Consider the following 17,742-nt stretch of genomic DNA (forward strand, 5'->3'; position numbering starts at 1 on the left):
TCGAGACCCCGGTGACCCGAACCTGCCGCTCGCCCGGACATCCGTGGCGGCCCGCGCCGGATGTTCCCTGCTAGAACGCGCGGTCGAGCTCGGCGTCCCGTGCGGACTGGCCGGTCGCGATCGCCGCGGCGACCGCGGTGCCGATCGCGCCGGCCTCGGCATCGAGTCGGATGGTGAAGCCGAGCCGGGCGGCCTCGGCTGCGCGCAGCTTGGCCGCTGACACCGGTCGCACCTCGCCGGCGAGGCTGATCTCGCCGAACGCCACGGCCCCTTGAGCGATCGGCTTGTCCTTGAACGCGGACGCGATGGCGAGGGCGATGGCGAGGTCGGCGGCCGGTTCGGTGAGACGGATGCCGCCTACGGTCGACACGTAGACATCCATGCTGCCAAGCCCCGACAGGCTCGCCCGGCGCTCGAGCACCGCGAGGAGCATCGCCACCCGTGAGGAGTCCACCCCGTTGGTGACGCGGCGGGGGTTCGGGGCCTGGGTCTTGATCACCAGAGCCTGCACTTCGACCGGCATCGCCCGGCGGCCCTCGAGTGCCACCGTGACGCAGGTGCCGGACACGGGGGTGGAGCCGCGGCTGAGGAACAGCGCGCTCGGGTCGGGCACCTCGGCGATGCCGTCGCCGGTCATCTCGAAGCAGCCCACCTCGTCGGTCGAGCCGAACCGGTTCTTGAGCGCCCGCACGAAGCGCAGCGCGCTCTGCCGGTCGCCCTCGAACTGGCACACTACGTCGACAAGGTGTTCGAGCAGGCGGGGGCCGGCGATCGAGCCGTCTTTGGTGACGTGCCCGACGAGCAGGATGGGCAGGTTGCGGTCTTTGGCCACCCGGATCAGCGTGGAGGCCACCTCCCGCACCTGGCTGGGCATGCCCGCGAGGCCGTCGGAGAGTGAGCTGGCCACCGTCTGCACCGAGTCGACGATGACGAGGTTGGGTTGAATGGCGTCGATCTGGCCGAGGATGGTGGCCAGGTCGGTCTCGGCGGCGATGTACAGCTCGGGTTGCAGCGCCCCGGTGCGCTCGGCGCGCAACCGCACCTGGCTGACCGATTCCTCGGCGCTGACGTAGAGCACGCGGGACTTGGCGGCCGCTGCCTTGGAGGCCACCTCGAGCAGCAGTGTCGACTTGCCGACGCCGGGCTCGCCGCTGAGCAGGATGACCGAGCCAGGCACGATGCCGCCACCCAGCACCCGGTCGAACTCGGCGATGCCGGTAGGCCAGTGCGAGACGGCCGTGGTGTCGACGTGAGTGATCGGGCGGGCGACGCCCGCGCCGGTGACGCTGGCCGGCTTGAGCGCGCGGGCCAGGCTCGCCTTCTCGGTGGTGTCCACCACGGTGCCCCACTGCTGGCATTCGCCGCAGCGGCCTGCCCACTTCAGGGTGGTCCAGCCACACTCGGTGCAACGGAAGGAGGAAACGGGTCTGGCCATTCTGCGAGCCTAGCTCGGGCCGCTGACACCACCCGATTCCGAAGTGTTCGCCACCGGAGTCGACGCGGGTTCCGGCGTGGGGGAGGGCCGGCTGGCCGGCACGGCCGAGGGCAGGCCGGCAGGCGCGTTGGGGGCATTCGGCCCGGCCAGGTCGGCAGGCCGGATGCCCCGCACCAGATGAGCGCTCAGCGCCGGAACGAACGCCTCGGCCCAGGCCCGGTAGCCGCGGTTATTGGGGTGGAACAGGTCGCCCGCGACGTGCGTGGCGACGCTGCGCAGCCCGAGCCGCTTCGTCGTGGCGTGGAGCGGCACCACGCGTAGCTGGTACTCCGCGGCCACCTGGCGGATGATGCGGTTGGCGACGGCGACCATCCGTTCGTTGCGGGGCAGGTGGAAGCAGGGCAGGTCGGCGACCAGGGCGTGCGGGGGCAGCGCCGCGCAGACCTGCCGGATGCCGGCCTCGAAGACGGCGGCGTCCCAGAGGGCGATGTCGTTGGCGCCGATCGCGACCGTGACGATGTCCGGGGTGAGCTTCGCGAACGTGGGCAGCTGGTCGCGCACAGCCATTTCGACGGTGGCGCCCGACACGCTCAGGTTCACCACGCGCACCGAGCGGCCGGTGGAGAGACGGATGTGGTCGGTCAGGATTCCGACATAGCCGCGGTGCGGGGAACTCGCCCCGATCCCCTGCGCGGCACTGTCTCCGATGACGGCGTAGATCAGCTCGCCCTTGTCTTTCGCGCGGGCGCGCCACCAGAGAGAGTGCACCGGCAGGGTCTCATTGAGAATCACCGAGCTCTCGGCGATGCGACGCTGGAAGCCCCGGTAATTGACCACGGCGGCGGCGCCGAGGCCGGCCGCTGTGGCCAGGGTTCCGGCAGTGAGGGCAAGGGAACGGAGCCTGTGGTTCACGGTGATCACCCGGTGAGAATACCGCTTCGTGCTGGGTTCTCGTCGTTCAGGGCCGTTCGGGGCCGTTCAGGGCCGTTCAGACACGGATGTTCGCCGCCGCGATTCGCGCAAGGCCCCCGATTTCAACTAAACTCTCCCTCGGTACCGTGTCCGAGCGGCCGAAGGTGCAACTCTCGAAAAGTTGTGTGGGGGAGACTCCACCGTGGGTTCAAATCCCACCGGTACCGCCACAGAAAACCCTCTGCAGCCCTGTGTTTCACTGGGACTCAGGGGGTTTTTTCTCGCCGGGATTTCCCCAGCGGTAACGCAGCGGTAACGGAACATCTGTGAGCGGGTGTGAGCAAGTGCGAGTTGAGGCATGCGGTGGATGGTGACGCACGTGACTGCCGGGTGGCCCGCACCTTCCTGGCGACGATCTCCATGGTGCGCTGTGGCGGCTCGAGAGCAGTCGAATCGACGTCCTCGCATCGGTCACGGCGAGCCCGGTGCGCTGCCGGTGAGCGCGGGGGGATACGCGTCCTCGACACGCCCGACGTGTCTGGGAATAAGCTGTGTGGCCGCTATCTCCGAAATGCACACATACACATTCACCCTCGCCGGTACGTGTACGTGTACGTGTACGTGTCCGGAAGCGGTGCGACCCATACGAGACAAGGGGAGCGGGCACATCCAGCTTCAACGGTCGTACACATTCTCGCGGCGACAACTCAAGTTCAGGACCCCCCCGGGCGCGCACAGATTCAAGGGAGTTGGGAGGAGAGTGCACATCTGTACACATACTTATCGTGGGCGCGAGCAGAGTCGCTAGGATTGTCGATCCGGCGGTACAAACGGCAGACGCGGTCCGTCCACCCGAGATCCGCGTAAATCCGCGGAGGTTAAGGGAAATTCGCAGGGTTTTCGATTTTTCAAAAGCGGTACATCGCCGGTGCTTTTCCGGAGGGCTCGCGCCTGACGCACGACGACCGCCACGTCTGAACGCATGATGTGCTAACAAACTGCTCTTAAGGCAGGGAGCCGGAGCCACCGGAACTTAGTCGCACTATCAGAGGCGAGTACCGTCGTTCTTGTTCCAATCTGGAGGCCACTCCTCGCGCGCAGCGGCCACCCACTCCGGTGACCTGTCTGGCCAACCTGTCGGCAGTGTGTCCCTTTGAACGTAGTAATGGCTTCGGTGCCCCGCGCCGCCCGTCCCCAGCACAGCTCCCCCAGGAGTGCGGCGCCAGGCGCGCCATACTTGTCCTCGCTCGGCGGTCTCGACCACGAATCGAAGATCAAGTCCGCCAAAAAGCACTTCGCCGCGATCGGCATCGACGACTACGCAAAGTCGAGCCCGGAGAATTGGAATCTGTGATGCATATGCGCCGGCGTCGATCGATTTGAAGGGTGATTCCCCGCTAGTTGTTTGCATAGTCATTGCCGGTTTGCTGCCCGAGTCACCAGAGACGGGCCTCCGCGAATTTCCCGGTTCTGATGTGCTCAAGACTCGTTAACAGAATCAAACGTCGCCAGCGGAGCGCTACCGGGATTGAAGCTCAGGTTGGGCGATCCTCATGCCAATCTGGGTACACCCCAACTAGACGTCAAGCGTATGTATTCAATGCCGTCAGGATAGGGTCATATCTGGATAGTTTGACAGCCCTCGTTTCTGGGTCTTAGAGTTCAACCTGACAGAAGAGGCAGGAGATCCCCGTGACGGGTCAACGAGTTGGCTACGTGCGAGTCAGCACTCTCGATCAGAACACCGTTCGCCAACTGGATGGCGTCGACGTCGACCGTGTGTTCGAGGACAAGGCGTCGGGGAAGGATCTGAATCGGCCTGAGTTGGAGGAGTTGATCAAGTTCGTTAGGGATGGCGATACTGTTCTCGTGCACTCGATGGATCGCCTTGCCCGCAATTTGGAGGATCTCCGCTCGATCGTGCGCCGTCTCACGGCGAAGAAGGTCCGGGTCGAGTTCGTGAAAGAGCAGCTCTCTTTCACGGGTGAGGACAATGCGATGGCGAACCTGCTTCTCAACGTTATGGGAGCCTTTGCTGAGTTCGAGAGGTCTCTGATCCGGGAACGTCAACGCGAGGGCATCACCCTGGCAAAGACGCGCGGGGTCTACCGAGGTCGCGCTCCGTCGCTCGACGCTACGCGCGCCGCGGAATTGCGCGAGAAGGCTGCCGCGGGGGTTCCGAAAGCCGCTTTGGCTCGAGACTTTGGGATCAGTCGCGAAACTGTCTACGCCTACCTTCGCGCCGAGGTCTGAAGATTCTCTGCCTAAGGCAAATCTTCACGCCATTGGCTGGGGTGATCAGATCGAGTTCGCAGTCTCTCGCTGTGGAATAGGCCGCTCATGGCTGGTCAAATGAAGAACTCCGGGTCCGCCAAGGCGAAGTACCGGAGTTCCCAATTCTTGGCCCAAGTAACATGAAGCAGCGGTCATCAAGGGCTTGCGTGTTAATCTTAGCTCAGAGGGCGCCCTGTGGCAATGACATCGAGCGTGGGTCCCTGGATCGAGGAGTGGCTTAGCGCCGGCCGGTTCTCTACTTATGTCATGGCCGCTGGTGGATCTCGCTCGCGGGCGCTCGAGCTGTATGAGTGGAACGCGAGGCTAAGCGCAGCTTTTTTGCATGACCTGAGCCATCTGGAAGTCGGCCTTCGCAATGCGTGCGATCGACAGCTCGCGGCCGCGACGCTACCGGGTGACACGCATTGGACGGATCCAGCCACGCTTTTGACGCTGTTTCCCATTGTGATGCGCAAGGACCGGGACACCGGTCGCACGCGCGACGTAAATAGAATCCCTCGGGGCAATGTCGAACGGGCTCGGAACAACGCTGTCGGGGCACCCTCAAGCCCACCCTTGCCGGGCAAGGTCGTCGCCGAACTCATGTTTGGTTTCTGGACGTATCTCTTCGTGGACGCTCACGAGAAAACCATCTGGGTTCCACACCTCCACAAAGCCTTCCCGGCTGGCACCGATAGAAACGCGCTTAACGACGCCTTGGCTGCTCTTCGAGATTTTCGAAACAGAGTGGCTCACCACGAGAACATCCTCAGTGGCTCTGAAAGCGAACGCCGCCGAATCGTCTACGTTATTCGGTTGCTTTCGTCCGACGTGCTTGCCCATGTCAAAGCCAGTAGTGAGGTGTCCGCCATCCTGGCAGACCGGCCCTAGAGCCATCTCTAATGGTTAGTAGCTGGCCTGGGGCTGGCTGGCGAGCTGGTATCGGCCTTTCCCAACGTGACTCAAGAGCCATCTGTCCCGCGCAAGCGGTGGCTTTCACACGACCTGTCCGCTGGGCTAGGTCGGTGCCGGCCTGACACGTTTCTATGGCTTCATAGAAGGTTGTCCACCCACGCTCCGGCGGGGGTGTGACTCATTAGAGATCTGCCTCGCGACGATTCTCCCAGGCCCGGATAACGAACCATTTACCGGAAGAAGACACTTCGTGAGCACCGTGGCTGACACACACAAATACGTCATCGGCGTGGATACCCACGCCAAAACGCACACCTACGCAGTCGTTGCTGCCGCTACTGGCGCAGTCATTGACACCGCTTCATTTCCCACCACCGACGCTGGCACCGCCCGCGCGATCGCATGGATTGAGCGACGCTCGGATGGGCAGCAGCTTGCCGCTGTCGAGGGCACCGGCTCCTACGGAGCCACCGTGACTCGCGCTCTCACCATCGCGGGGATCCGCGTCTGCGAGGTCAAACCACCCAAACGGCAGGCCCGGGATAGTCACGGCAAAACCGACCAAATCGATGCCGTGGCTGCCGCCCGCACCGCGCTTGGCACCGATGCGACCGCGCTGATTCTGCCGCGCGCCGACGGGCTTCGCAGCGCCCTTCGAGTTCTGCTCGTCGCGAGACACAGTATCGATTCCCAACGCACCAGCGACCGCAACGCGCTCAACGCGCTCCTGCGGATAATCAACCTGGGCCTCGACGTCCGCGCACCCCTGACCAACACGCAAGTCGACATCATCGCCGCATGGCGCGATCACTCCAGCGATGACACTGCCGCTGCCGTCGCCCGATCTGAAGCCCGCAGGCTCGCCTCCGCGATCCACCAGCGCACTCGCGAGTTGGAAACGAATCACGCGGCCCTGTCAAAGCACGTCGACGAACTCGCTCCAGGCATCTAGGACATCCCCGGTGTCGGACCGTTCACGGCCGCTATCATCCTGACCGCTTATTCCCACCAAGGCAGAGTGCGCTCGGAAGCCGCCTTCGCGGCGTTGGCTGGCGTTAGCCCAATTCCGGCATTATCGGGAAATACGACCCGGCATCGCCTCAACCGCCACGGCGACCGTCAACTGAACCGAGCGCTCCACATCATTGCCCGCTGCCGCATGATCACCGACCCCACGACGAAAAGCTACGTTGACAGAAGAACCGCCGAAGGCAAGACCCGGCGAGAGATCCACCGCTGCCTCAAACGATTCATCGCCCGCAGCATCTATCGCTCACTGCGACCCTTACTGCTTGACTTCAACCATAGAAGGGTCGTGTGATGTGTCTTTCTGTGAGTTCTTTGATCGGTACTCACTGACCATCGCACGATGGTTTCCTACGTTGTTAATCCAACGCCCCAAGACCGGGAACTACACCACTCCACGGGACGTAACCCAATTCTCAACCGTCTCCGACAAACTCTGCAGCTTTCTTCGTTGAGAAGCCGCACCGCTGACAACCGCTCTGTGTGGAGGAGTGGTCGGGTTTGCGATAGCGAGAGGTCACTCGTCACACCCCCTTTCGCCGTGCTTGTCCCGTCTCCTCGCAGGGGTGGGGCTCCGGTTCGGTGTGCGAGTGCGGGGGCCGGGGAGCGTCTCGCGCCGGCCTCAGTGGGCGACGCCGGAGCGCTGGTGTCGGGCGCGGGTTTGCGCCCGCGCATAAATGAGCGTAGTCCTTAATGAATCAACTCATTGGAGGTGTCATGGCCGGTCTGCCGGATTACCCGGACGCGAAACGCAGCCCTACCCGAGGCCGCCGCGAACGAAGCATGCAGGACAAGCAGTTGCGGATCTTCAAGTCCGCGGCCGCTCTCTTCACAGAGCGCGGGTTCGACGCGGTGGGGACGCAGGAGATCGCCGAACGCGCCGACGTGGCTGTCGGCACGGTGTTCCGGTACGCCTCGTCCAAGGCCGAGCTGCTACTCATGGTCTACAACCGCGAACTGCGCGACGCGATCAGCACCGGCGTGCGGGCCTCGGCCGAGGCCGCTGACCCGGTCGAATCGGTGAACGTGCTCGTCCAGGCCGTGCTGGCGAGCTCGGCGCGCAACCCGGCCAACGTCATCGCCTACCAGCGCGAGCTGCTGTTCGGTTCGGCCACCGACGAGCACCGGACCGCGGGCCTCGCGCTTGTCGGCGAGCTCGAGGACGCGATCGCGTCCCGCCTCGCCACGGCGGCCCGGTCAGCCGGGGTCGATGGCGAGCCGGTCCTGCGCGAGGGACAGCGGGCCGCCCGCACCGTTTTCGCGGCGCTGGCGCTCCTGCTCGCTGGGCCGTCCACGGGCGCGCATCCCGGAGCGGACCCCATCGAAGAGCTTCGCGGGCAGGTCACGCAGATCGTGCGCGGCTTCCTCGCCACCTTGCCATCAACCATCGAAACATACTAAGGAGACTGACTATGTACTACAGCAGCGGCACTATGGAGGCGTTCGCGCGTCCCCGCAAGCCTGAGGGGGTCGAGAACAAGACCGCGTGGTTCGTCGGCGCCGGCCTGGCGTCGATGGCCTCGGCGGCGTTCATGATCCGCGACGGACAGATGGACGGGTCGAAGATCACCATCCTGGAACGGCTGAAGCTGCCCGGCGGGGCCCTGGACGGGATCGATGAGCCCAAGAAGGGCTTCGTGATCCGCGGCGGCCGTGAGGTGGACGACCACTACGAGTGCCTGTGGGACCTGTACCGGTCGATCCCCTCGATCGAGGTCGACGGTGCCTCCGTGCTCGACGAGTTCTACTGGCTCAACAAGGACGACCCGAACTTCTCGCTGCAGCGGGCCACCGTCGAGCAGGGCAAGGACGCCGGCACCGGCACCCTCTTCACTCTCTCGAAGCAGGCGCAGAAGGAGCTCACCGGGCTCTTCCTGGCCACCCGTGAGTCGCTGGAAAACAAGCGGATCAACGAGGTCTTCGGCACGGAGTTCTTCGCCAGCAACTTCTGGATGTACTGGCGCACCATGTTCGCCTTCGAGGAATGGCACTCTGCGCTGGAGATGAAGCTGTACGTGCACCGCTTCGTCCACCACATCGGCGGCATGCCGGACTTCGCCAACGTGCGGTTCTTCAAGTACAACCAGTACGAGTCGATGGTGCTGCCGCTGTACCGATGGCTGCTGGACCAGGGAGTGACGTTCCAGTTCGACACCGAGGTCACCGACATCGACTTCGCGATCACCGCCGACCGAAAGCAAGCCACCGCGATCCACTGGATCCGTGAGCGTGTCGTCGGGGGCGTCGAGCTCGGCGAGAACGACCTTGTGCTCGCCACCATCGGCTCTCTCACCGAGAACTCCGACAACGGCGACCAGCACACCGCGGCGAAGCTCGACGAGGGACCGGCCCCGGCCTGGGACCTCTGGCGGCGGTTGGCCGCCAAAGACCCGTCATTCGGGCACCCGGACGTGTTCGGCGCACACATCCAGGAGAGCAAGTGGCAGTCGGCCACCGTCACAACGCTCGACACGCGCATCCCCGCCTACATCGAGAAGATCGCCAAGCGTTCGCCGTTCGGCGGCAAGACCGTCACCGGAGGGATCGTCACGGCCCAGGACTCCGCCTGGCTGCTCAGCTGGACAGTCAACCGCCAGCCGCACTTCAAGAAGCAACCCGAAGACCAGATCGTGGTCTGGGTGTACTCGCTGTTGGTCGACGTCCCCGGCGACTATGTGAAGAAGTCGATGCAGGAGTGCACCGGCGAGGAGATCACCCAGGAGTGGCTGTACCACATGGGTGTCCCCGTGGCCGACATCCCCGAGCTCGCGGCGAATAGTGCCACCTGCGTGCCGGTGATGATGCCCTACGTCACGGCGTTCTTCATGCCCCGGCAGGCGGGCGACCGGCCCGACGTGGTCCCGGCCGGCGCCGTCAACTTCGCGTTCCTCGGCCAGTTCGCCGAGACACCCTCCCGGGACACGATCTTCACCATCGAGTACTCGGTGCGCACCGCGATGGAGGCGACTTACCAGCTGCTCGGCATCGACAGAGGCGTGCCGGAAGTCTTCAACTCCACCTACGACGTGCGTACGCTGCTCGCCGCCGCCAGCCTGCTGCGTGATGGCAAGGAGATCGAGGTGCCCGGCCCAGCCATGGTCCGCGATCTGCTGATGAAGCAGATCAAGAACACCGAGATCGGGGAGCTGCTCAAGGAGTCCGGCCTGCTGACCTGACCGAGCCGGCGAACCATGCGCGGGGCCCGGGACACGACGTCCCGGGCCCCGTTGCGGCGGCCGATCTAAGGCTCATCGACGAGTACGAGCTCATCGATGCGTCGGTGAAGGTCGCCGTCAAGGCTGAGGAAGTCGGCCTTGACGTCTTCGCGATGGGTGAGCACCACAACGCCCCGTTCGTTTGGCACGGCTCCATTCGCACCCCCGAGATCGCAGAGCAGGCGGCGTCCGTCTCATCACCAGCGCTGTGCTCGGTGTAGCGGGGCCACGGCTCGGCTGCCGTCGCATCGGTCTCAGTCACGATTCCGATGTATGTGTCACCGTCATAGACGCGCCACACCTGAGAATCGACCTCCGCTAGGCGGTAGGTCTTACCGGCGAAGTCATAGGAGCCTTCTGCGAACTCTGGGCCGTCTTCCATGACCCCACATTGCTAGGGTCGGCGCGGCAGCGTCCGCGAAGTGGTGGCGCGTTCCAGGGCCCGGTAGACCGTCGCGCGGCCGATCGTGAATAGCTCGGCTAGTTCCGCGATCGAGTGGCTGCCGGCGGCGTGCAATTCGACCAGGTGATTTTCTTGGGCGGGGGAGAGCTTGGGGCTACGCCCGCGTAGCCGGCCCTTTTCTCTGGCCACCGCCATGCCCTCACACGTTCGGGCCCGGATCAGGTCTGATTCGAACTCTGCGACCATGGCCAGGACGTTGAACAGTAGGCGCCCTACCGGGTCGGCCGGATCGTGCACGGAGCTGCCGAGGGCCAGGCGCACGCCGGCCGCTGCCAGCTCGGCCGATATGTCCCGGGCATCGGGCAGAGACCGGGCGAGGCGATCGAGCTTGGTCACCACGAGGGTGTCGCCCGAGCGGCACGCCGCTAAAGCTCGGGCCAGGCCGGGCCGGTCCCGATTGGTGCCTGAGCGGCCCTGATCGACGTACACGCGGGCCGGCGCGACTCCCAGGGCAGTGAGTGCGTTGCGCTGCGCTGTGAGGTCCTGGGTGTCCGTCGAGACCCGGGCGTAGCCGATCAGTAATTTCGTCATGCCGGCAGTCTCACGTAGGGCCCGTTCACCGGAACCTATTTCGGACGGGTCTACCGGACGCGGCGCGGCCGCGTCATTCCGGGCGTGTTGGCGAGCTGGGGGAGTGGCCGGTAGACGATCCCCTACCGGGCGCCTGGTCCGGTAGCCGTGTTGAGCTCAGATGCGTTCCAAGTCGGCCGGCCCGGACCTCCTGAAGGAGAGAGCGGCGCTTTCATTCGGAACCCCTACCGTCATCCGGCATGATCACCACAGATAGGACTGGCTGACGTCGTAGCCCAGACCCTCGAGGTAGACGTTGAGCTGCTGTTGAGCATCGGCGCGGTTCCGGAAGCCGGCGAAACTGAATCCGTTCATGTCGGCATCCTCGGGAACCCTGAAAATCATGGCGGTGCCAAAGGCGAGGACACTGATGTGGGCCATACCGAAATTCCTACCTGTTTGGGCTGTAGCTGCTCGATGCCAAACGAACGAGAACAGCTACGACTTTTTGGGCTGGCGAAGCACTTGGTTACCCAAGACTTCTTTCACACTGGCGTCCGTAGGGTCCATGGTCGCGACTCGGTCCCGTTTGTGAGCGGCGGCGCGGATGGTTGCTTGCAGAGCCTCGTCGTTCGCCCAGGCCCAGTTTGCCTCCTCGCCGTCGAGCGAATTGCCAGCATCAGTCAGCTCGGACAGCAGATCCGCGTAGGCCTGGCTTATCTGGTAGGCCGCCTCCGCTCGGTCCTCGGCGTCGGGAAGGCCGGCGAGGTAGTTCTTGACGGTTTTCTTGATTTTTTCGTGACGTGCCATGCCATGACCTTAGCTAAAACGAGCACCGTGACCGGTCGCCCCGGTGGAGGAGTGGCCAGTTAACCATCCCGTAATGCGCGACACGCCGTAGACCGAAGACGACCCAGGCACTTTCCTCTGTGTCCTTGAGTAGCGCCACCCGCATCCCTGGTTGGCGAGCTGTGTCATGGGGAAGCCCTGAACGGTACAAAACCGACGAATCGTTCATGAAGACGGGCGCGTGTTTGAGCGATTTCGAACCAAGGTCTGAGTGATCGCTCTCCCACACATCCTTTGGACAACGGGGCTGCACCCTTCCGCTTACCCCCGCTATCCGACGAGCGCATGGCCCGATTGAGGCCTCTTTTTTGGCCCTAAACTGGGACTTAGGCGGAAGCTAAAAACCACTTCGTGAGATTTCAGATTTCGCTTAGAACAAAAGTGGCCCAGTACTCGCTGGCGAGAAAGCTAGCAAGTCTGGGCCGAACTATGAGCAAGTAAGACAAAGTCGGTTACCGCCGACTCCGGCAAAACCCCATGCACCAACGAAGGAACGGACCCCATTTTGGACCAAGGATCAAGCACGAACATGTCTGACTCTGCGCACAACGATAGCGCACCGTCTGAGAATCAGAAAAATGCGCCTTCGGCTTGGCCGGGCCGCTTTCGATGGCTTCGGACGGTGATATCCATGCTCCCGGACATCAGACGGATCATCGACATTGTTGAAGCGTTCATAACTCTCATGCGCTCGTTCGGGTTCACGCTCGCTCAAGTCGCGTAAGCGGATATCGTGACCGGTCAGGCCTCCGCGCGGTCTGGTGGCTTGATCGGTCTGTGTATCTTTGCTGGGGTGGGTCAGTCGAGACCGCTGACTGGTCGATTCCGCATGAGATTCTCGATCACCGTCGGCGATCCAGTCAGCACATCACGCTCTAGCCATCGGACCGGGTGAACGAGGGCGACGGGACCATCGTCAGCGTCTTGTATCCCATGGGATACAAGACGCCGACGCCGACGCCGACGCCGACGCCGACGCCGACGCCGACGCCGACGCCGACGCCGGCTCCGGAGCGATGCGGGCATACAGCTCAATACGCCAAATAGCAATCACAGAACGCCGCCACAAAGCACAAACAGTCACATTGGACGATTTGGTCGTCGTTTGCAGCACGCAGAATAGATGACTGGTTATGTGACAATTTCTGAGTCCGTTGAGATGACGATCACGTTGTCACTTAATCGGACGTATAGATGACACGTGTCGAGCATGGGTTGAGCGCCCGTTAGCGGAGCCTCCATCGGGACGGTCCGGGTCTGATTCTGTTAGAGCGATGCGTGCCAGGTTCGCCGAGTGGCGAGCCGGGCGGTCAGGAAGAGCGCAACGCCAATGACTCCGAGGATCGCGGCGAACGTGATTCCCCAGTCCCACACGCTCGACTGGGTATGCACAAGGAGGAGTTCGTGGTCGCTCGTGAAATAGGAGCATCGGACCCCAACGGGAAAGAACGAAAATGCACCGTCCGCGGTCCAGCCAGCTGAGGGCAGAGCCAGATTGCCTAGCTCGGGGTTCTGATAGCAGGATTCGCCGACACCCGCATGTGAGATGAACGCGAACTGAAGCCCAGCCAGGGCCATGAGGGCCATCGACGGAATGCCGAGGATCCAAGACCGCGCAGTCACGGCGAGGAGCACGGGAAAAGACGGCCTTTGCAGTTGCATTTCGTGTACCCCCTCCATAACAAAGTACGTGCTGCCCGACACCGGGTAAGCGTTTGAAGACTGGAAGGAAAGAAATCGCCGGCCTACAGAGTCAAGGCCCGTAGCCGAACCTGCAACGCGACTGGTCAACTGCCGGTCACCGAATGACTAAAGGGTCGATGCTGTTCCATGACGTTTTCTCTAGCGGGGATTCTGACGTCTTCGTTTGCTATTCACCGACCGTGCCGTCGATTGCTTCGCGCAGAAAGTCGGCGTGGCCGGCGTGGCGGGCGGTCTCCTCGACAAGGTGCAGCAGCACCCATCGGAGCGAGAAGTTGCGTCCATCGCCCAGCGTCTTGACCGACAGCTGATCCAAGCCTGTCGATTTGGACACGACTGCCCGGCTCCGATCACAGGCGTCGCGGTAGCGACTCCGCAACAGCACCGGATCGAGAAGAGCGGCAGTGCGGAACTCCCAGTTTGGGTCGTCGTCCCAGTCGACGCTGGCCCATGGTTCTCGATCAGGGAGGCCAGCGAAGCGGACCTCCATCCAGTCTTCTTCCACCAGTGCCAAATGGTTGAGCAGGCCCGCGAGGGTGAGTTCGGAGGGGGAGTGCTTCTGTGCCAACTGCTCACGGGTTAGGCCGTCGGTCTTCGAGAGCAACGTCTCACGCTGATAATCGAGGTACTGCACGAGCATGACGAGTTCCGCGCAGTTGGGTTCAGGATCGATTCGCATTCGCTCATCTTGCCAGGGGGTGGAGACGTATCGCCAGGCGAACGGTTATCGGGGCAACTCATCAGTCAGGTCGAAGTTCATTTGAACACGCCGGCCGTACCCAAGTCCTCGCTGTTGCTCCGCTACTAACAGATCTCGAAGAAAATCAGAATCGGGACCACGCTCGATAAAACCACAGCTCAAGTAGAAGGGGGCGTTCCATGGAACGTCCGCGAACGTTCGCAGGGTGACCCGTTTGCATCCGCGCAGTCTTGATTCGCTCTTGACTGCTTCGACGAGCGCGCGCCCATGCCCGTGGTGCGCCGCTGACGGCCTGACCGATAGCTGCTCCAGATGACCGCTGCCAGAGACTTCGAGGACGTGGGCAAACCCGATCGCATCCGATCCTGGACTGTCGCTGGCTACGAGGATGAAGCCACTCTGCTGTGATGGCTTCGTATAAGAAGGAGCAGGCCGCCAGCCGGCTATCGAGAACACGGTCGCGAACAGCGTGTCAGCTTCATTCTCGATCGCTTCAAGAAGTTCCAGATCGTCGGCCCTCGCTTGTCGAACATATGTCTTCAACATGACTCCGAGAGTAGCTTGACGAAGGGTGCCGTAAGCGGGTCCCTGAATGACACGTAGGTGGTGAGTTCGGATGTTTGGTGGCGAGACTGTCGATCTGACGCGTGGGCAGTTGGGCCTTCGTCGTCTGCGAGGTGCTGCGGTTGCCGGTCGCCGGGGAGGATCAGACCGTTCCACTGACCCGGGCAATTACTCGGCGCACGACCTTGCCTGAGGACGCGCTGACCACTTCCTCGTCCATCAGCACTTCCACCCCAGCGAGGGCCGTCATGACGGCCGAACCATCAAACGCTGCGTATAGTCTGCCGGCGTCGTCTCGCCGATTGGATCCCTGGGTGACACGCCAACTCAGAAAGAGCGTTCCCGTGGGAATGAGGAGGCTGAGCATTCGGGCGACGGAGGGCCCGACTTCAGCATCGGGCAGATGCATGATGACCGTCTCGCACAGCACGTTTGTGAACGATGCGTTCATGACTCCGTCGAGTCCCGGCAACAGTCGGCATTCGAAATTCACCTCGGGGTGGCGCCTGCGCGCCTGGGCCAAGAGTCCCTGCGACGCATCGAATCCCGTGGTCGGGAAGCCGTGCATCGAGAGCCATGCGCTGTCGCGACCGCTGCCGCACCCCACGTCTGCGGTCGGGCCTGGCGTGAAGTGCTCCGATAGCAGCGCATATAAATCTGTCGGGGCGTCCTGCTCCTGCTCCCACTCATCGGCGTAAGTGGCGGCATCGGCGTCGTACGCCGCAATCGTCTGAGAATCCATGCCGCCAGTCTGCGCCATGTCTGGATCGATCAATGTCAGGAGTGGACCTACCGTGGTTCCGGCCGGGACGCCTGCAACGAAGACAACTTCGCGGCAAGCTAAAGGTTCCGAGGCGATATGAATACAGCGACCTCAGCAGCGGCCCTTGCCTCGTCACGCTAAACGATCGGCTACCGGTCAACGCGAGCTGTTCCGGTGAGGGTTCCTCTCACGGGAATTGAGGTTCGTCGGTGGCTGGAGCGAGGTGTGAGCGCGAGTACGACCACTTGTGCAGATGACTTCGAAAAATGACACCGATCAGTTTCGTCATTTTTGCTCCCGGGGCGTCTCATAACTAATGGCGAATACCACGGTTCAGGCATGCGGTTATGCGACGTAGTTATGAGAATCGGCGCGCCGCACGATTCCGGTGATTCTGAGGAGGCTCAGATCACGGCGGTGAGACGTCTTATATCGCTAGGGTTTCGAGACAGTCGAGTAGCGAGCGATTCTCGCGAAAAACACACCGGAGCGCGAATCTTGTCCGGGCGGGGCAACCGGGACGGCCCGGTCGCCAGGAGCGCTGGGGTTCTCCTGTCGATTTCCGTACTCGGCTGCACAATTTCCGCACTCGCCTGCACAGCTCATTCACGCCATCACGGACCTTGGCTCTGTGCCATGAGGGTCCCCGTATGACACAGCGCCCGGCAGACTTATCGACCGTGGGAAGCCGTTGGCGCTCGATCAGTTGATGCGATTAGCGGTGCGGTCGCAAAGCGGTAGCCAAACTTCAGCCGGTTTCCACTCCCAGGCGATCTCTTGGCTGCGACCGTCTTCGCCAAATCGATAGGTGGCTCGCTCGTGCTCGCCCGTCAGCGTCCAAGTTCGACCGTCGACAGTCAAGGTGTAATCGCGTGAGAAGCCATGATTCTCGATCATTCGGGCGAAATAGCGGCCGGCTTCAGCGTCCCAACCCATCAGACTAAGTGTGTCGAACGGACCGTTCGCGCGCTCATCTTGCACGATGAAGTAGTTGCCCGAATGCCACCGGGCGGAGTGGATGCTGTTCCACGGACTCGCTCCCGCGTGCGGATTATCCAGCGACTGCTCGTCACCACCATAAGAGGTGCCCGCGGCATGCCAGTCACCCAGAAAAACTGCCAACTCTTCATGCTCAGCCATGATTCAACCCTACGTTCGGGAGCCAAACCGGGCAATCAGCTGAGGTGGCCGGTGACGGATCGCCCGACCGGATGTCGGCGGTTCAGGCGTCAGCGTACCCGTTGAGCCTTACCCTTGCGAGAGGTTGCGTTTGGGTGCGCCCGTCAAGTTCTTGAGACAATCTGATGTGTTTTTCTTCCACGCCGCTGCCGTTTGGCTGCGGGCGTGGTGAGCGGCCAGCGCGGCAGCTGGTTCTCGTCCTCCGTTGTGGGAAGGGGGGTCGGCGCCGGCTCTACCAGGATTCGATATATTCCATCACCGCGGTACGCGCAGCGAAATGGTTTTTGACGTGGCGCTGGACGTACATTTCCGTCTTCATTCGTGAGAAAAAACTTTCGACAACAGCATTGTCAGCTTCCCTACTGCATGGCTAACGGCCTTACCTGGCTGCTCGGACAGGGGCGGCGCTGAAATCATTTCGTCCGTGCACCGGCTCGTTCGGTAAAATCAGGCACTGTTTTGACTGTTAGGAGCCCATGAGGTTCGCGTGTGGCCTCCCCGGCAGTTCCTAGGCTGAAAGCAGGTTTTGTAGATGGCATCTCGTATCAGTGAGCTCGTGCTCGGTTGCCGCGACCCTGAGTTGCTGGCGCGGTTCTGGTGCGAGGTCCTGGACTTTGTCGTGCTCGGTCGCGAGGATGACGGCACGGTGGAGATCGGGCCGCGCGAAGGGTTTGGCGGTCCGCAGCCGACGATCATCTTCAGTCGCGGGGAGGAGCCGGAAAAGGGCAAATCCCGGCTGCACATCGACGTCAACGCCACCGACCGCGATCAGGACGCCGAGCTCGAACGCCTTCTGAAGCTCGGTGCGCGCCCGGCCGAGATCGGCCAGACCGGGGAGGAGCAGTGGCATGTCCTGGCCGACCCCGAAGGCAATGAGTTCTGCCTGCTCAAGACCCGCCTAGATCCACTCTGATGCTCATCGGTCACACCTCGACCTCAGATTCCTAGGGGTCTGCCTCGAAGTCCGGTGTGACGGACGTGTCGTGATCATGCAGTAATTGAGGTCTTCCGCGAAGGGTTCAGCTTACGGAACGGCATCGTTGCTTCGTGAGCTTCGAGTTGGGACACTTGGGTGTGTCGACATCAGATGTCTCTCGCTGATTTTGGACCGGATTTGGGTTGCGTCCAATAGCGTGGTGTAACACCCGGCCCTGATGGGCGTGTTGCACCGATGTAAGGCGGCCACCGCGTGATTCTTGGAAAGACCGATCAAGTCTTTTCCGAAGGAGTACACGC

16 protein-coding genes, 1 tRNA gene and 1 pseudogene are annotated in these 17,742 nt (G+C 62.6%); 7 read left to right on the top strand and 11 right to left on the bottom strand.

The features are described from left to right. Positions 1-70 precede the first annotated feature (70 nt). Together radA and E3N94_RS03795 are read right to left on the bottom strand one after the other, a co-directional pair. Complete coding sequence (radA, locus tag E3N94_RS03790) at positions 71-1,435, bottom strand: DNA repair protein RadA (protein WP_104102393.1); 1,365 nt, start codon at positions 1,433-1,435, stop codon at positions 71-73. 9 nt (positions 1,436-1,444) lie between these two features. After that, positions 1,445-2,356, bottom strand: a complete 912-nt coding sequence (locus E3N94_RS03795) for an SGNH/GDSL hydrolase family protein (RefSeq protein WP_241973066.1) — start codon at positions 2,354-2,356, stop codon at positions 1,445-1,447. Between the two features lie 131 nt (positions 2,357-2,487). Between E3N94_RS03795 and E3N94_RS03800 the strand changes: the two genes are divergently transcribed. From E3N94_RS03800 to E3N94_RS03825, 6 genes and pseudogenes are all read left to right on the top strand, one after another. Then, positions 2,488-2,577: transfer RNA gene (locus E3N94_RS03800), tRNA-Ser, on the top strand. Between the two features lie 1,462 nt (positions 2,578-4,039). Beyond that, the gene (locus E3N94_RS03805) at positions 4,040-4,600 is read left to right on the top strand and encodes a recombinase family protein (protein WP_134569838.1); all 561 of its coding nucleotides are present in this window, start codon (positions 4,040-4,042) and stop codon (positions 4,598-4,600) included. Between the two features lie 288 nt (positions 4,601-4,888). Continuing rightward, a complete protein-coding gene (locus E3N94_RS03810) occupies positions 4,889-5,512 on the top strand; it encodes an Abi family protein (protein ID WP_198416257.1) in 624 nt (207 codons plus the stop codon). A gap of 274 nt (positions 5,513-5,786) precedes the next feature. After that, a pseudogene (locus tag E3N94_RS03815) lies at positions 5,787-6,857 on the top strand (IS110 family transposase). Between the two features lie 422 nt (positions 6,858-7,279). Next, on the top strand, positions 7,280-7,963 hold the full coding sequence (locus E3N94_RS03820) for a TetR/AcrR family transcriptional regulator (RefSeq protein ID WP_134364718.1): 684 nt from the start codon (positions 7,280-7,282) through the stop codon (positions 7,961-7,963). 11 nt (positions 7,964-7,974) lie between these two features. Further along, positions 7,975-9,738 (top strand): oleate hydratase, encoded by a 1,764-nt coding sequence (locus E3N94_RS03825; protein WP_104102383.1) that lies wholly within the window; start codon positions 7,975-7,977, stop codon positions 9,736-9,738. A 65-nt stretch (positions 9,739-9,803) separates the two neighbouring features. Here E3N94_RS03825 and E3N94_RS17450 read toward each other — a convergent pair whose 3' ends face one another. From E3N94_RS17450 to E3N94_RS03860, 9 genes are all read right to left on the bottom strand, one after another. Next, positions 9,804-9,926: a hypothetical protein gene (locus tag E3N94_RS17450; RefSeq protein WP_277870671.1), complete on the bottom strand. Its 123-nt coding sequence runs from the start codon at positions 9,924-9,926 to the stop codon at positions 9,804-9,806. A gap of 245 nt (positions 9,927-10,171) precedes the next feature. Further along, on the bottom strand, positions 10,172-10,771 hold the full coding sequence (locus E3N94_RS03830; RefSeq protein ID WP_134569839.1) for a recombinase family protein: 600 nt from the start codon (positions 10,769-10,771) through the stop codon (positions 10,172-10,174). 243 nt (positions 10,772-11,014) lie between these two features. Further along, on the bottom strand, positions 11,015-11,191 hold the full coding sequence (locus E3N94_RS16430; protein WP_166790057.1) for a hypothetical protein: 177 nt from the start codon (positions 11,189-11,191) through the stop codon (positions 11,015-11,017). 57 nt (positions 11,192-11,248) lie between these two features. Continuing rightward, on the bottom strand, positions 11,249-11,560 hold the full coding sequence (locus E3N94_RS03835) for a hypothetical protein (RefSeq protein WP_134569840.1): 312 nt from the start codon (positions 11,558-11,560) through the stop codon (positions 11,249-11,251). Positions 11,561-12,865: 1,305 nt separating this feature from the next. Further along, complete coding sequence (locus E3N94_RS03840) at positions 12,866-13,234, bottom strand: hypothetical protein (RefSeq protein WP_134569841.1); 369 nt, start codon at positions 13,232-13,234, stop codon at positions 12,866-12,868. Positions 13,235-13,469: 235 nt separating this feature from the next. Continuing rightward, complete coding sequence (locus E3N94_RS03845) at positions 13,470-13,940, bottom strand: DinB family protein (protein ID WP_241987058.1); 471 nt, start codon at positions 13,938-13,940, stop codon at positions 13,470-13,472. Between the two features lie 84 nt (positions 13,941-14,024). Then, positions 14,025-14,546 (bottom strand): GNAT family N-acetyltransferase, encoded by a 522-nt coding sequence (locus E3N94_RS03850; RefSeq protein WP_134569843.1) that lies wholly within the window; start codon positions 14,544-14,546, stop codon positions 14,025-14,027. Between the two features lie 160 nt (positions 14,547-14,706). Beyond that, positions 14,707-15,339: a class I SAM-dependent methyltransferase gene (locus E3N94_RS03855; RefSeq protein ID WP_198411507.1), complete on the bottom strand. Its 633-nt coding sequence runs from the start codon at positions 15,337-15,339 to the stop codon at positions 14,707-14,709. A 690-nt stretch (positions 15,340-16,029) separates the two neighbouring features. Next, positions 16,030-16,467: a DUF1579 domain-containing protein gene (locus E3N94_RS03860; RefSeq protein WP_134569844.1), complete on the bottom strand. Its 438-nt coding sequence runs from the start codon at positions 16,465-16,467 to the stop codon at positions 16,030-16,032. A gap of 571 nt (positions 16,468-17,038) precedes the next feature. On the opposite strand from E3N94_RS03860, the gene E3N94_RS03870 reads away from it, so the two are divergent. Further along, positions 17,039-17,419, top strand: coding sequence for a VOC family protein (locus tag E3N94_RS03870; protein ID WP_134569845.1), 381 nt, complete (start codon positions 17,039-17,041; stop codon positions 17,417-17,419). The last annotated feature ends 323 nt before the right edge of the window (positions 17,420-17,742 follow it).

Origin of the sequence: Cryobacterium sp. Sr3 (assembly GCF_004402835.1) — a bacterium.
GTDB lineage: Bacteria > Actinomycetota > Actinomycetes > Actinomycetales > Microbacteriaceae > Cryobacterium > Cryobacterium sandaracinum.